Origin of the sequence: Paenibacillus sp. FSL R7-0198 (assembly GCF_038000415.1) — a bacterium.
Taxonomy (GTDB): Bacteria; Bacillota; Bacilli; order Paenibacillales; family Paenibacillaceae; genus Paenibacillus.
This window is the reverse complement of record NZ_JBBOCB010000001.1, coordinates 2,511,762-2,526,298: the sequence shown is the minus strand read 5'-3', so window position 1 is coordinate 2,526,298 and position 14,537 is coordinate 2,511,762. Positions and strand designations below refer to the sequence as shown.

At 47.6% G+C, this 14,537-nt stretch carries 16 protein-coding genes; 10 read left to right on the top strand and 6 right to left on the bottom strand.

Annotated elements, in window-relative coordinates:
• The first annotated feature begins 8 nt into the window (after positions 1 to 8).
• Positions 9 to 1,052: a magnesium transporter CorA family protein gene (locus MKY87_RS11000; RefSeq protein WP_445669453.1), complete on the top strand. Its 1,044-nt coding sequence runs from the start codon at positions 9 to 11 to the stop codon at positions 1,050 to 1,052.
• 21 nt (positions 1,053 to 1,073) lie between these two features.
• Here MKY87_RS11000 and MKY87_RS10995 read toward each other — a convergent pair whose 3' ends face one another.
• The 4 genes from MKY87_RS10995 to MKY87_RS10980 all read right to left on the bottom strand — a co-directional run bounded on the left by MKY87_RS10995 (position 1,074) and on the right by MKY87_RS10980 (position 3,089).
• Entirely contained in the window at positions 1,074 to 1,439 is a 366-nt protein-coding gene (locus tag MKY87_RS10995) for a DUF5665 domain-containing protein (protein WP_017692276.1), read from the bottom strand.
• Positions 1,440 to 1,523: 84 nt separating this feature from the next.
• A complete protein-coding gene (locus MKY87_RS10990; RefSeq protein WP_036606997.1) occupies positions 1,524 to 1,931 on the bottom strand; it encodes a YtxH domain-containing protein in 408 nt (135 codons plus the stop codon).
• A gap of 64 nt (positions 1,932 to 1,995) precedes the next feature.
• Complete coding sequence (locus tag MKY87_RS10985; RefSeq protein WP_017692278.1) at positions 1,996 to 2,253, bottom strand: GlsB/YeaQ/YmgE family stress response membrane protein; 258 nt, start codon at positions 2,251 to 2,253, stop codon at positions 1,996 to 1,998.
• 134 nt (positions 2,254 to 2,387) lie between these two features.
• Positions 2,388 to 3,089: a phosphatase PAP2 family protein gene (locus MKY87_RS10980; protein ID WP_340964429.1), complete on the bottom strand. Its 702-nt coding sequence runs from the start codon at positions 3,087 to 3,089 to the stop codon at positions 2,388 to 2,390.
• Positions 3,090 to 3,266: 177 nt separating this feature from the next.
• On the opposite strand from MKY87_RS10980, the gene MKY87_RS10975 reads away from it, so the two are divergent.
• Together MKY87_RS10975 and MKY87_RS10970 are read left to right on the top strand one after the other, a co-directional pair.
• Entirely contained in the window at positions 3,267 to 4,286 is a 1,020-nt protein-coding gene (locus tag MKY87_RS10975) for an asparaginase (protein ID WP_091038570.1), read from the top strand.
• A 139-nt stretch (positions 4,287 to 4,425) separates the two neighbouring features.
• Positions 4,426 to 5,151 (top strand): pirin family protein, encoded by a 726-nt coding sequence (locus MKY87_RS10970; RefSeq protein WP_340964425.1) that lies wholly within the window; start codon positions 4,426 to 4,428, stop codon positions 5,149 to 5,151.
• A 95-nt stretch (positions 5,152 to 5,246) separates the two neighbouring features.
• On the opposite strand, the gene MKY87_RS10965 is transcribed toward MKY87_RS10970, so the two are convergent.
• The gene (locus MKY87_RS10965; RefSeq protein ID WP_017692283.1) at positions 5,247 to 5,471 is read right to left on the bottom strand and encodes a DUF1128 domain-containing protein; all 225 of its coding nucleotides are present in this window, start codon (positions 5,469 to 5,471) and stop codon (positions 5,247 to 5,249) included.
• Between the two features lie 158 nt (positions 5,472 to 5,629).
• Here MKY87_RS10965 and yyaC point away from each other — a divergent pair, with 158 nt between their 5' ends.
• The 5 genes from yyaC (at position 5,630) to MKY87_RS10940 (ending at position 12,170) form a co-directional block, all read left to right on the top strand.
• Positions 5,630 to 6,187, top strand: coding sequence for a spore protease YyaC (gene yyaC, locus MKY87_RS10960; RefSeq protein ID WP_340912833.1), 558 nt, complete (start codon positions 5,630 to 5,632; stop codon positions 6,185 to 6,187).
• 60 nt (positions 6,188 to 6,247) lie between these two features.
• Positions 6,248 to 7,039: an alpha/beta fold hydrolase gene (locus MKY87_RS10955; protein WP_340964423.1), complete on the top strand. Its 792-nt coding sequence runs from the start codon at positions 6,248 to 6,250 to the stop codon at positions 7,037 to 7,039.
• 272 nt (positions 7,040 to 7,311) lie between these two features.
• Positions 7,312 to 8,016 (top strand): DUF6483 family protein, encoded by a 705-nt coding sequence (locus MKY87_RS10950; RefSeq protein ID WP_340964420.1) that lies wholly within the window; start codon positions 7,312 to 7,314, stop codon positions 8,014 to 8,016.
• 96 nt (positions 8,017 to 8,112) lie between these two features.
• Entirely contained in the window at positions 8,113 to 9,360 is a 1,248-nt protein-coding gene (locus MKY87_RS10945) for a class I SAM-dependent methyltransferase (RefSeq protein ID WP_340964419.1), read from the top strand.
• A 191-nt stretch (positions 9,361 to 9,551) separates the two neighbouring features.
• A complete protein-coding gene (locus MKY87_RS10940; protein WP_340964417.1) occupies positions 9,552 to 12,170 on the top strand; it encodes an O-antigen ligase family protein in 2,619 nt (872 codons plus the stop codon).
• A gap of 666 nt (positions 12,171 to 12,836) precedes the next feature.
• On the opposite strand, the gene MKY87_RS10935 is transcribed toward MKY87_RS10940, so the two are convergent.
• Positions 12,837 to 13,184, bottom strand: a complete 348-nt coding sequence (locus tag MKY87_RS10935) for a dehydrogenase (protein ID WP_091019351.1) — start codon at positions 13,182 to 13,184, stop codon at positions 12,837 to 12,839.
• Positions 13,185 to 13,344: 160 nt separating this feature from the next.
• On the opposite strand from MKY87_RS10935, the gene MKY87_RS10930 reads away from it, so the two are divergent.
• Together MKY87_RS10930 and MKY87_RS10925 are read left to right on the top strand one after the other, a co-directional pair.
• Positions 13,345 to 13,959, top strand: coding sequence for a DedA family protein (locus MKY87_RS10930; RefSeq protein WP_339788914.1), 615 nt, complete (start codon positions 13,345 to 13,347; stop codon positions 13,957 to 13,959).
• 2 nt (positions 13,960 to 13,961) lie between these two features.
• Entirely contained in the window at positions 13,962 to 14,531 is a 570-nt protein-coding gene (locus MKY87_RS10925) for a thioredoxin family protein (protein ID WP_340964414.1), read from the top strand.
• The last annotated feature ends 6 nt before the right edge of the window (positions 14,532 to 14,537 follow it).

Sequence of the window (14,537 nt, the reverse complement as noted above, 5' to 3'; positions counted from 1 at the left end):
ATAAAGTGATTGTGAACCAAATCAAGTTGGAACCCCGCCGTGACAAGTTAAATTGCTCGGACCATTGGCAATGGTGGGATTGGGTTGCACCTGACACCGATAGCATGAAGGATGCTGTGAAGGAGCTGACAGAGGCATTTCCGGATATGCAGTATTGGCTTCATAAAATTCTGGAAGTTGAATCGAATTATCTGTCCGTGCGTTTTGTGAATGGTACAGAACCAATTATATTTGGTTCATTGTTGTATGCGATCAAGAATGAGAGAGATGACCAACGCCAAGATAATCAGATGTTTTTTTATGTCGATCGCAATAACCTGGTTACTTTAAATATGGATGACAATACCCGAGGGATTATGAAGACGGATGAACGAGCGTATATGTTACAGCAATGTAGTGAGGCCAGGGACGGAATGTTTGTACTTTTTCGAGCTATACTGCATTACTACCATGTGGGAATGGATCATTTTGAGATGAACCTGCGTGATCTGGAACGGAAGATGGAATCCCGCAATGCTCGCACCTTGATGGACCAGATTCTCGCTGCTCGATTTGAATTATTGTATTGGAGTAACCTGTTCATCCCTTATTCGGAACTGATGGCCGCTTCACATGAGGCTTACCTTGATGAAATAAATGAGAATCGATACTTCCAACAGCTCCAACATCGAGTAGAGCGAATGGAACGATTGTTTAGTCACTACGAGAAAGAGATCGATACATTAATCTCCATTGATAATGCAATCTCCGGTGTACGTGGCAATGAGATCATGAAAACACTGACCATTGTTACCGCTGTGTTCATACCCGCTACAGCAGCTGGCGCGATATGGGGGATGAACTTTGAGAACCTGCCCTTTATTGATAAATCATGGGGAGTTGTACTGGTCCTTGTTGTTATTATCTTAAGCATGATCAGCATGTATGTATGGCTGATGATGAAAGGCTGGACAGGAGATCTGCTCAAAGTGAAATCCTCACAGCCTTCAGCTGAAGAGACAGAGAAAAAAGGAGCAGCGGAAAAACGTAAGGGTAAGCCTACTGTTGGTTAGTCCTCTTAGTTTCTTTGTTTCTTAGTTTTTGTAATCTTCAATATAACCAAGCAAGTCAGCGATATATTGGCCCACAATCGGCATATTCACGAATTGGCTGAGAATGAATGCCAGCAAACCGAGAACAACAAAGGTACCCACAGTCAGACCGAGTCCTCGTGCCATGCCCGCTGTGAAATTGGTAATAATCCGCTTTTTGGGACTGCTGTAATTCTCAATAATATCCTTGATCTGTGCTCTCTCCAGACTGTCTGCAATCTGGTCCAGACGGGTGTTCAATCGCTTTACCTCATGACGCAATTCAAATGGATGCTCGCTTGTATCATACTGCTGTGCCGGTGTTCCTCCCGTAATTGGAGTATTACCGTTAATTGTAACTTTACTCATGTTATTCGTCCTCCTCAACTCGCATTGGATAAAAAATAGCCAGCTGGAGTGCAGCTGGCTATTGGTCACTCGATCTGTATAGCCTTACAGGCTAGTCGAGTTAAGTTCTTTGCGTGCATCTTCCTTCGCTTCAACGGAAGCGGCAGCCACTTCATCAGATGCACGGGATGCTTCGTTAGCCACATCAGCGGACGCTTTTCTCACAGAGTCCATTACATCATTGCGGCCTTGATTTACCGTTTTTGCAATGTCTGAAGTTTTGGAAGAGACCGTTTTAGCCAGTTCAGAGGCTTTGTCACCTACAACAGTTGCCACTTCTTTGGTGCGGTCAGTAACGATGCCCACTTTCTCCGAAAGGTCACCACGCAATTCACGTCCCGGTTTAGGCGCAAAGAGTAGTGCTGCTGCAGCTCCCAGCAAACCCCCGATGAAAATACCTTTTGCGAAAGTCGAACCCGTCTGTACAGGATATTGCTCTTCTGCTTTATTCATGTCTAATCACTCCTTCTTCAAATTAAGAAACAAATACGAAACAACGAACACCTTGTTGCCCGAATCAGGCAGCCTGTCTTAGCAGTCTGGACACAAGCCCCAGCAAGAAAACAAAGAGCGCTGTACCAATGATAGCAGGGATGATGGCAAAGTTACCGATAACTGGTCCCCAGTTACCAAGCAAAAGTGCTCCCAGCCAGGCTCCGGCAAATCCGGCAATCATTGCACCGATTATGCCTCCAGGCATGTTGTGACCGGCAAGTGCATCTCCGATCAAACCGATGATGACAGCCATCACAATGCTGATAATGATGCCCCACATAACAACCGCCTCCTTTAAACTTGATGTAGGATGTTGTCTGTTCGCGTTTGCTTACTTCGTATATAAACCCCGTGCAACCCTGTGAAACAATAAAGATGAGGATGAATGAACTGGAAATCAGAGGAATTCATTCTTTAGCGGCTTTGTTTAATGCCTTTAACCATGCAGAAGATCCATGCCAATCCAGCAGTAAACCCAGTAAATACATCCGTAGGATAATGAACGCCTAACATGATCCGGCTGAGGCCAATCAAGAAAATAAAACTAATGCCACATAGAACAGGAAGCCACACACCGGAAGAATTATGTCGCTGTCGTTCCATGGCCCAGATTACAAAGAGCATGCCGTAGAAGCCCATGGAGATCATGGCATGTCCGCTGGGAAAGCTGTACCCGTGAACGACCAGCAGATGATCCAGTTCAGGTCTGCTTCGTCTGAAAAATTCCTTCAATAACGTGTTCAGAATCCACATCATGGCAAAACTTCCCGTGAGCGCATATCCATATATAACAAACCTTGGGCTACGTTGAATGAAGAAAAGAAGAGCAAAACCTCCTGCAGCCACAGCAGAGATTTTGAATGAGCCCAGTGCGGTTATGAATGCAGTGTAAGGGAATAGATGAAGACGTGAATCTGAATTCAGATAAAATAATTGTTGAATTTCATCATCCAGACGAATAATAACTTCAGCACCCAACCAGGCACCCAGACCAGCCAAGATGAATACGACCGATGCGCTAAGGGCCAGACCAGCCAAACCCCAGTTGAGGAGTGGACGTAACAACGTGCCGGAAGTTGAACTGAATGAGGCTGATGAATACGTTTTGCGCTGCATAATGAGTTTCTCCTTCAGTTATTGTAGTAGATGAACATAGATGATAAAGCTATACCCGAAATGCCTGTCGAAAAAACTGTAAAAACGTCGCTTTTGTACTATACTATTTAAGATATCCCATGCGGCGTCGTGACGCAAAGCAGAGATGAAATCGGGAGCACAAAGGAGAGAACTCGCATGGAGAGTGCCTTGTTAATTAAAGAATACCGTGCAGGCGTTATGGAATGCGCCCATTACGGACACATAAGTATTACGGATGAGTATGGCCGAATCGTATACTCGGCTGGTGACCCTCATTTTAGAGCGTTCACTCGTTCATCTGCCAAACCTTTTCAAGCCATTCCAGGTATTCGGGCAGGGATTGCCAGTCACTATGGCCTCTCAGCACAGGAGATTGCCATTATGTCCTCTTCGCATCGTTCGGAACCGGAACACATTCGAGTGCTGGAGCAGCTATCCGGTAAAATCGGATTGGGAGAAGAATGCCTGATCTGTGCACCAAGTTACCCGCTTAATGAAGAAAGCCGTAATCAATGGTTACGTGGACAAGGAGAGAAACGGCGCATCTTGCACAACTGCTCCGGAAAACATCTGGGAATTCTGGGGTACAGTCAGATGAAGCAGGTTGATCTGGGCAGTTACGCTGAACCGGATCATCCGGTACAACGTGAAATTCTTGAAACCTTTGCCGACCTGGCAGGTATTGAGGAAAAAGAGATTGAGCTTGGGACGGATGGCTGCGGCTTTCCGGTATTTTCTTTGCCGTTGTCGGCATTGTCGAACGCTTATCTGAAGCTCGCCTGTCCGGATCTTATCGCTGATCCTTCCACAAGAACAGCTGTAGAGACCATAACATCAGCTATGAATGAACATCCGTTGATGGTAGGTGGCACGGAGCGTGTAGATTCAGTCCTGCTGGAAGATGATAACATTGTAGCGAAAGGTGGATTCAAAGGGGTATTCGGTTTTGGGCTGAAAAAAGAACGATTGGGGATCACCTTCAAGGTCCTTGATGGTTCTGAGGAAGAGTGGGCCTTTATTACCCAATCCATCCTGAAACAGATTGGTTACTCCAATGAGAGAACCATTGCGCGATTGGCTGAAGTATTCCCTTCGGACATCCGAAATGATGCGGGTACCCTTGTAGGTCATGCAGATAGTGAGTTCATTCTTCACTCACTTGAAGATAGCGTATAACCTTAAGAAGGGGCGTGATTAGAGTTGCCGGACCCCGGGTAAAGATGACATACCAACTGGTATTCATCTATACAATTCATATACACGCACGGACTGCCGCGGTAATGTGGCAGCTCTAAACCCTTGGAGGTGGATGAACATGATTAAAGTGGTGACATCGGAAGAAAGGCACACGTCGGATCGAGGTTGGATACACAGTGAATTCAGCTTTTCCTTTGCGGATTATGATGATCCAAGCAATGCCCATTTTGGCTGTCTGTTGGCTCATAATGAAAACACGCTGATGCCGCAAGAAGGCTTTAAGAAACATCCACATCATGATCTTGAACTTGTCAGTTATGTCATATCAGGTACACTCAAACATACGGATAGTATGGGAACAGAGCAATTGCTTGAACCGGGTACGGTCCAGGTGATGAGTGCGGGTACGGGAGTGGAACATTCTGAGACCAATCCGTCAGCGGATGAACCGGTACGTTTCCTCCAGATGTGGTTTTTGCCATCGGAGCGTATGCTGAAACCATCCTATACGAATCGGAGAATAGAGCCGCAGGAGCATTTAAATCGTCTATGTCCGATTGTATCCGGGCAAGGGGGAGAGGGAACCGAAGGCGCATTGCCTATTTCCCAGGATGTAACCTGTTACCTGTCCCATTTGGAGTCCGGGAAGAAGTTGATGTACCCACAACACGAAGATCGACGGACACATCTTTTCCTGATCAGTGGGCATGTGGAGATTCATTGTTCGGATGGTAACTTCAACCTGAAGCCGGGAGATGCTGCACGAATTCGCAAAAGTTGTGATCTGCAAATCACGAGCACAGCCAGTGAACCTGCCGAATTTGTTTTGGTTGACCTGCCTTAAGGATGGGATATATTCCTTAAAAGATAGTCTGGAAATATAAACATGTGAAAAAGGACCTGTTCCCACGGTGATGTGGAAACAGGTCCTTTTTTGGCTTAAGATTTACGAAGATTACCCAGTTCCGAAGCGACAGCTTCCACTTCAGAGATACTGAGATGTTCCTTGCTCAAAATCATTTCATACAGGTCAAACAGATCTTCATATTTCTCAAGTGGGAATGAAGAAGCTTGCATGGCGGCACCGCTTGCCATACGAAGTTTGGTTTTGATCGCTTCAATCATATATTCCATATTGGCTGCTGTTGCTTGTGTTAAATCCATCGTTAAGTTCATCCCTTCCGTATCGGAAACTCTTGTTATTGTATCATGATTGGAAGTGCTCAGGCCAATGCTTTTGCGGGGAAACCAAGCATCGGTTACAATGATGGATACAACAACAGGTTTTCATGGAAACCTGAGTGTACTGGAGGGAATACAGCTTGGCAGCGTATAAGCGAGAAATGGTTCGCCATCAAGGAAGGGAAGTCCGCAAAGGTGTGCCTGCAGAGAATCTGGTCTTATTTTTCAAAAACATCGTTCAACTTCATTCTCCAGCTGAAATCACGTTTGTCTGCATCGGTACTGATCGTTCCACCGGGGATGCTCTGGGTCCACTGACCGGAAGTTTACTGCAAGAGAGTGGAATGGAGAACGTGATTGGCACGCTGTCTTCCCCTTGTGATGCAGATACGCTGGAAAAGAAATTGGCACTTATTCCTGCACACCATGCCATCATAGCGATTGATGCATGTCTGGGTCCAAAAAATGCGGTAGGTACATACTATCTCTCGAATAACCCACTCATTCCGGCCCAATCGGTCGGAGGCAAGCTACCCCCTGTTGGACAATACAGTGTAGCAGCTGTGGTTAATGCGAATGGACCAAGGCCCTATTCCATTTTGCAGATGACCTCGCTCCACTTGGTCATGGGGATGTCCCGGACGATTGCAGACGCCGCAATTGAAGCATGGAAATGGAGACAAACGTTTCATTCATGATATGTAGGCTTAATAATATACAACCTGAATTATTTAATTCGCGCAGAGAGAGGGATTCATATGGAAAAAGTGATGTGTGATGGAACGACGATTTGTTATGCCGAACAAGGTAAGGGAGAAGCACTCATTTTGCTCCACGGATACTGTGGCAGTTCATCGTATTGGGATGAGGTCGTACCTGAACTGGCACGCAGCTATCGCTGTATCGTACCTGATCTGCGTGGACACGGAAAAACAGATGCACCTGTAGGAAGTTATACCATCGAACAAATGGGCAACGATGTATTACAGTTGATGGATGAGTTAAATGTGGAAAAGGCGGTCCTTCTGGGACACTCGATGGGGGGATACATTGCGCTCTCGATTGCACAACGTCACCCGGAGCGTTTGAATGCATTTGGTCTGATTCATTCGACGGCCTATCCGGACAGTGAAGAAGCCAAGGAGAAACGCCTTCGCGCTGTATCCACCATTCAAACTGAAGGTATCGTAAATTTTGTAGATGGACTGGTTCCCGGACTGTTTGCACCGGAACATGTGGAATCGCTATCTAAGCATGTCACACGTGTGAAGGAAATTGGTTACCAGACTGCTCCTCAAGGTGCGGTTGGTTCTGCACTTGCTATGCGAGAACGCCCGGATCGCCGCGATGTGTTATCGGCTACACCTTTACCTGTATTGCTGGTTGCGGGAGAGAAGGATGCTATTATCCCGCCAGAACGTACATTTACAAGTGACAAGCCACATATCGTACAGGCCGTGATTGCGGGTGCGGGTCATATGAGCATGTATGAAGCTCCTGAAGAATTAATTCAGGTCATTAAACAATTTATGGCTGGATTATCGAAGTAATTGATGAAGTGATTTATGTTGATATAATTAGAATATAGTTTGGTTTCTGGATGATTCAACCTCTTGTGGAGGAGGAGTAACCAGTTCCATTCCAACCGAGCCCCTGCAATATCCCTATGGGATAGGCGGGGGCTTGGTGTGTTCATGGCCAGAGCATAGACGCGTGTGTCTTGTTTTTGGCTTTTTGTCATGGCATGAATTAAAATAAATATAAAGGAACGATATTAGGGCGATTGGGATATATAGGGTCGAATGATGAGGGGGCATACAGCATGTTCAGAAAAGATTATCTGCTCCGCATGATGGAGGAAATGACTGAAGCAATTGGCAAAGTGTTCACGCTCAAACAGCAACGTAAACACACCGAGGCATTGTCTGAACTGGATGAGCTGATGCGCAGGCAGTTTGGGTTGAACTTATCTCTACTGAACTCATTGCCTGCAGAGGATGTTATTGAAATGTTCCGTTTTCGCGGAATGATTGAGGTAGACAATCTGCAGCAAGCCGCGAGGCTGATTGAAGAAGAAGCTTACATTTATCAAGAGAAGGCCAAAGTGGAAGGCATCGATGATCAGGAGAGAATGGACGCAGAGGATGAGGCTGTCATTCGATTGATGAGATCACTTCATTTTTACCTGTATGCATTGAATCATGGCGCTAATCCCAAATTATTGGACGCACCGGAACGGGTGGAGGGTGTATTGGGGCTTACGAAAGAATATGAACTTCCTGCTCGAACTGAAAGACAGCTTGCCCTCTATCGTGAACAACAAGGACGTTACGACCAGGCAGAGAACAGTTGGTACAGACTGCTCCAGCTTGGTGATGAGTTCCCGGTGAGCTACCGAGATGATGTACAGTCGTTCTACGAAAGGTTGAGCCAACTCGCGGATGAACAACTGGAGCAGGGCGGTCTGCCACGGAACGAAGTTGAAGAGGGACTAGATGAATTAATTCGTCAAGAGATGAACTCATAAAATATGGATTGGATCAAGGTCTGTTACATGCCTTTACTTGGAGAGGGAACGGAATTGTGGTATGGTAACGGATGACCAAACCAAACCGAAAGTGAGATGTACCCCTTGGATTCATTGCGAAAGCTTATACAAGACATCTTTGAACAGAATTCGCTGATTACAGCGACCTGGAGCCAGCTGCGCAGACGGGACAATGTCTCGTATACCAAAGTGCAAGTCAAGCCGGTGACACTGAAGAATCAGCTGCATTATCAATTTGCATTTCATTATAACAACAAAGTGCTGCACGAGAATTTGACTCCGGCTGAAGCGGCTGAGCGCATGACTTTGTTATGCGAAGAGACGTTTCGTCAAGGCCTGCTCTGTACGACCGAGGCAGACTATCAAATTTTGATCAGCAAAAAATATAAAGTATCCATTCTGACTAAATCTGCTTCCAAAACTGCGGTGGACCTGTCGCATAATCGCAAAAAGCAATATGTATTGGAAGAAGGCGTACCTGTATCGTTCCTCGTTGAACTTGGTATTATGAACGAAGAAGGTCGTGTGCTGGCTCGTAAGTATGACAAATTCAGACAGATCAACCGTTTCCTCGAAATGGTGCAGGATGTTATTCCGCATCTGCCCGAGGGACGACCACTGACCATCGTTGATTTTGGTTGCGGCAAGTCTTATCTGACATTTGCGTTATATCATTATCTGTCTGTACAACAACGGCGTTCACTCAAAATTATTGGGTTGGACTTGAAGGCAGATGTAATTGAACACTGTAATGATCTGGCTAATCGATTGCATTATGGCGATCTGAAGTTTCTGGTTGGAGACATCGCGGACTACGATGAATTGAATGAAGTGGATATGGTTGTCACGCTTCATGCCTGTGACACAGCTACCGATGCTGCTTTGGAGAAGGCAGTTCGTTGGGGGGCTTCTGTTATTCTGTCTGTTCCTTGCTGTCAGCATGAACTGTTTGATCAAGTAGAGGCTTCCGTGATGAATCCGTTGTTGTCCCATGGCATCCTCAAGGAACGTTTTTCCGCACTGGCTACGGATGGGATTCGTGCGAAGTTGCTTGATCTGATGGGATACAAGACACAATTGCTTGAATTCATCGATATGGAGAATACGCCTAAAAACATATTGATTCGTGCTGTTCGCGGTCAGGCGGGCGAAGTGACGGAGATGTGGAATGAATATACGGCTTTCCGTGATTTCATTCATGCCGATCCATATTTAGAGCGGGCTTGTGCCGATTTGCTTCCTGGCGATGGCAAGCAGGCCAACGGGAAATCAAATTCGAGCAAAGAAACCGTTCAAGATTCCGCGAATTGCGACCTTTGCTGAGTGTGCCAATGACAATACAGGGACATACTGCAATTAGGGTCTCTGAATGTAAAATCATATTCAATGCACATACTTCGTAGCAATCAACATTATAACTGTCAGATGTATATCAGGCAGAAGGACCCGTTATCGGGATCTTCTGTCTTTTTGTTATGCATATGGAGCGGTGGAAGGAAGGAGGGTGGATAAGGATGAAGAATAGGACAATGCATAAGGGAGTTGTAAGGTATAGACGAGGGTATGCGGCGAATGAGGAAATGATGGAACAGGTGTTTGAAGGGTCTCACCATGCAAATGGTACAGAATGTATAGATAACAGGGACTTATGTAATGGGGGCAAGAGGGACGGTAGAGACAGTAAAGGCAGTAGAGACAGTGCATATCATAGGGAAAATACATACAACAAAGATGATATGAAAGATGATATGTATGAAAAAGATGATACATATCAATCAAATGGAGTTATCCAAATTGATGGGTCAAGTCGTTTTCCTTGGATCTTGAGAAGTGAACATTATTCAGGGTCGGGAGGGACTGTTGGGCTGGGCATACTCTCAATTATCTTGCTACTTGCAGGGTGTCTGAGTCGGGGACTATATTATTCGGCGGATCTGTATCCTGTCATTCTGATCGCAGCAGGAAGCATATTGATCCTATTATTTCTTTTCCTTGTAGGTACTCGTCCACAGAAGGCGAGTGAACGAATACCCATGTCATTGGTACAGGATCAGGGGAACATCGAACGAATCGTTGAGAACATATTTCGATTTCCGGTAATGTGGCGGGTATTGTGGCCGCTGGGGATGATGACATGTTTTGGGGTACATGCGTTGACAGGCTCGGTGAGTAAACAGGGCAGCATGGATGAGATGCTGCGATGGAGCCTGCTTGCGATGTTTACTCTGCTCACTGCAATACTGGCTGCGCGCACGGATGGTGCACGTTGGTTAGCCTGCGGTTGGCAGATGGCAGGCGGCTTGCTTGTGCTAAGCGGCATCCTTGCCGTGTGCGGGATATTGCCGCTGCCCTTCGGGGTGATGCGGACTGCTGACCCCGAGATCAGCTCCGCCGGAGCAAGGCTCGGCGGATTATTGCAGTACCCTAATGCGTACGGTGCCATTGCTGGCATGTACGCATTGGAGCGGCTCATAGCCGCCGCACGAGTCATAGCCCGGCCTGTGCCGGTCGGGCGACTCATCGCGGCAGTGCTGCCGCTCATGCCCGCGCAAGCCGCGCTCCTGCTGAGCGAGTCGCGCGGCGCTTGGCTGGCGACCGGCTGCGCCGCGGTCGCCGCCTTTGCTTTGCAGCGGCGCGGTGCCCGCCTGTCGCTGCTGCTGGCCATGGCCGCGCCACTGGCGTGCGCGGCCTGGCTGTACCGCCAGCTGGCTGCTGCCCAGCTGGCGCCTGCACCCGTGCCCGGCCTGCTGGCACTGGCCGGGGCATGGGCAGCTGCGCTGCTCGGCACGCTGCTGCTGTGCCGCCTATGGCACAGCGGCGCCGCCAAGGCTCCGCGCGCCGCTGCCCTGACGGCCGTCGTGCTAGCGGGAGCCGCCGCCGCACTCATGGCCGTGGCCTCCACCGCCGATCGCCTTGCGGCGGGTGTCGGCACGGAGGTGTCCCGCCTACAGATGTGGCGAGACGCCCTCCAGCTGTGGACCGAGGCCGCATGGCTTGGCCACGGGGGAGACACATGGCGCAACATGTTTCGCGCCATTCAATCCTCGCCTTATGTTGGAGGCGAGGTTCACAACGGCTTGCTCGATCTTGCCCTGGACACGGGCTTGATCGGCATCGTGCTTGTCGCAGGGTGGTTTCTCCTCACCCTGCGAAGCATCTTTTATTTTGCACCGCAGCTCATGCCAACCATGCTTGTTTTTGGCCTGCATGGGGCGATGGACTTTGACTGGAGCTTTACATTATTTTGGATGCTCTTCATCTGGCTCGGTGCTTGGGCAGCCGCATTGAAGATGGAAGCAGAGGGAATCCAACGATCCGGCGGAACTGTGGAATACACTCCTATCAGATCCAAATCGGGATCTAAATTGAGATTCAAACTGAAATCTAAATCCAGATCTCTTTTCTTGCGATATTTACCAACCCAATCCCACCCATCAGCTGTCCCGATGCGCTCCTTCTTTCATATTTTTCAGCGAGTAACTGCTCGGCTAATAAGGATATCCACAGTGATGATCATCTTTTTCTGGCTTGGTGGAACAGTCTGGCTGACCTCCCGATATGCCGTAGCAGAAGTGCAGTACCGTCAGGCGATGTCTGAACCTTATGGCACTCCAGCACAGAAGGTGCATCTTATGGCTGCCCTTCGGTCTAACCCGAATCGATCGGATATCGTGATATCTCTTGCGCGAACGCTCCCAGGACGAGAAGTAGAATCACTCCTTTTAAACAACCTGTCCCATTCCCCGATGCACCCTCAGATTTACATCGAACTGGGACGATTGGCAGCACAATTCGGCGAAGGACAGCAGGCTGGAGTATATTTTAAACAAGCGATCGCATTGAATCGGTATGATAGCATTGGCCAATCCGCGGCTTTGTATTGGATGGAGCAGGCAGCGCGGCGGGAATGGGAGGCAGGATATAGAGAGCGAGCCCGACAGACTGCTGCCGCTGGTGTCCAGATGTATGAACGGTATCAACTGTTGGCTGAGGAAGTGGAAGCAGGAAACGTTCGCAATGATCGCCGTTTTGTATTGGAGGAACATGCTCCAGGCTATGGAGAGAACCTGCGCAGGCTTGCCTCGGCTTTTTACCCTCCGTTTACTCCAGAGTTGACCAAGCGGAGCCCTTGAATCACTGCTGGATCTTGTCGTTTACCCAAGCGATATGATGATGGATGTCAGCGTGTAAAAAGTCTGGAAGTCCAAGCTGGCTGCTCTTTGCAGAGGGTATGCAATTTTCTAAGGAACACAGGACGTCTTATATCGCCTCTAGCTTCTGTTTGTAAATTGTAAGGAACATCAGACACGTTATTTTCCGAAATCCCCTAACAAAAACTCTATAAAAAGCCAAAAATTCCGATATAACGTGTCTCAGATTCCTTAGATTTCTAAGAGTGCTCCAAATCCTTGAATAAGACGCCTCAGATTCGTTACCGCTCATGGGCTTGGGCTTGAGCTTGAGTATGGCCTTGAGCATGAGCATGAAAATATAATTCCAGCTTATGTTCATACTCACAGTTTATATTCATGCTCCACCTGGAGGTCGGCTCCATGCTCTGCTCCAACCGCAAGCCATAGGACGACCCTGAATTCCACCTGGAGCAAAGCTTTACATCGGAAGGGAGAAATTCGCATTTATGTTGTCTCTAACGCTTACTCGTACGTGAAGGTGGCATTAACATCACACGTTAAGGACACAGTGCCCGCGCCTGTTCCTAACATGTTCAGATTCGCTTCAGCTTTGCTGCGTCATTCAGTAGGTTTGAAAACACAGCTACCTGCCTCATTCCTCCATATCTACAGACGATAACCGCCAAATGCGTGCTGAAACGCATCTTTTAATGGTTCAACATCTACTTCCCACATCGCCGCGATCTCTGCACTGACATCCGTGTTCCACCACTCACATAATTTTTTACGGTTGTCGCGATTCTCCCCAATCCAGAGCAGATTAGCAATCACCTTACCGTAATAATATTCTTCTGCCTGCTTCATCCGTTCGGGAGAGACATATACTTTTAGCCTTTTGGCTGTCCGGTACAATTCCTTGCTGCATGCCCGGCGAATTCCTCTGGCAGAAGGAAGGTTTTGACCAGATTGCGTATGTTTGACCGGCGGAGAACCGGGTATTGACTTGTGTGACATCTTCTCACGCTCCTCTCCCCATACCATATGCGGACTGCTGCGAACGGGACACTATCCCAACCTCGTGAAGTAGCAACGTCCACAGCCCTGTGATAAAATAGGGACGAACATCCATGGTGCGGAGGGGCACCGCCAATCAGGATGGAGAAAGAGGGTTGAGATGGACTTTATTCATAACCTTGTTGGCCAATTGTTCGATTGGATTCAAAGTCTTGGGTACTTTGGAATCATGCTTGGATTAATGGTGGAAGTTATCCCAAGCGAAATTGTGCTGGCGTATGGAGGTTTTCTCGTTTCACAAGGTAATATCAACTTCTTCGGTGCTATGATTTTTGGTACGGTGGGCGGTGTGATTGCCCAGTTATTTATTTACTGGATTGGCCGTTATGGCGGCAGACCTGTACTTGAACGCTACGGTAAATACATACTCATCCAGAAAAAACACATCGACCATTCCGAGGAGTGGTTCCGCAAGTATGGTACAGGTGTCATTTTCACGGCGCGTTTTGTTCCGGTGGTAAGACATGCAATCTCCATCCCGGCTGGCATCACGAAAATGCACACAGGCAAATTCATCTTGCTTACTACACTCGCTGTTATACCTTGGACTGCATTGTTTATATATTTAGGGATGATTCTTGGAGATCAATGGAAGCATATTGATGAGAAAGCGGCACCATATGTTATGCCTATTTTGCTTGTCGCGCTCGCCCTTATGATCGTTTATGTACTTATTAAATGGATGAATGCTCGTAAAAAGAAAGGAAGTGTCTAGTCATGGGTAAACCCAACTTGTCTCACAAATTTGGTAAAGGTCTGCCACCGAAGGATTTTATCGAGAGTATGACCAAGAACCAAAGTGAATTCCAGGCCAACTATGATAGCTTTACTTGGTCGAACGAAGAGGATCGTGAGTTCTTTGAGAGCCTGAACCATCGCGACGATCTGCGTGTGTTAATTTTGGCTGCTGACTGGTGCGGGGATGTTGTACGTAATATTCCCGTTGTATTCCAGGCGCTTGAAATCTCAGGAATCCCAACGGAAGTTCTGATTATGGAGAACCATCCCGAAGTGATGGATGAGTTTCTGACGATGGGTGGCCGTTCCGTGCCAGTTGTTATTTTCGCTGATACAGGTGGTCATGTGTTAGGTAAGTGGGGACCTCGTCCGCAGCATGTACAGGAAGTCATGATTGAATTCAAACGCCTTAATCCGGATCGTGAAGCAGCAGATTATCAAGAGAATTTGGCTGTAGCACGTCAAGAGATTGGTAAACGTTATGGGGAAGGAACGGAGTCACATGCAGCCATTATCCGTGAGTTGCGTGAACTGATTTCGGGTTACTAAGCCGAT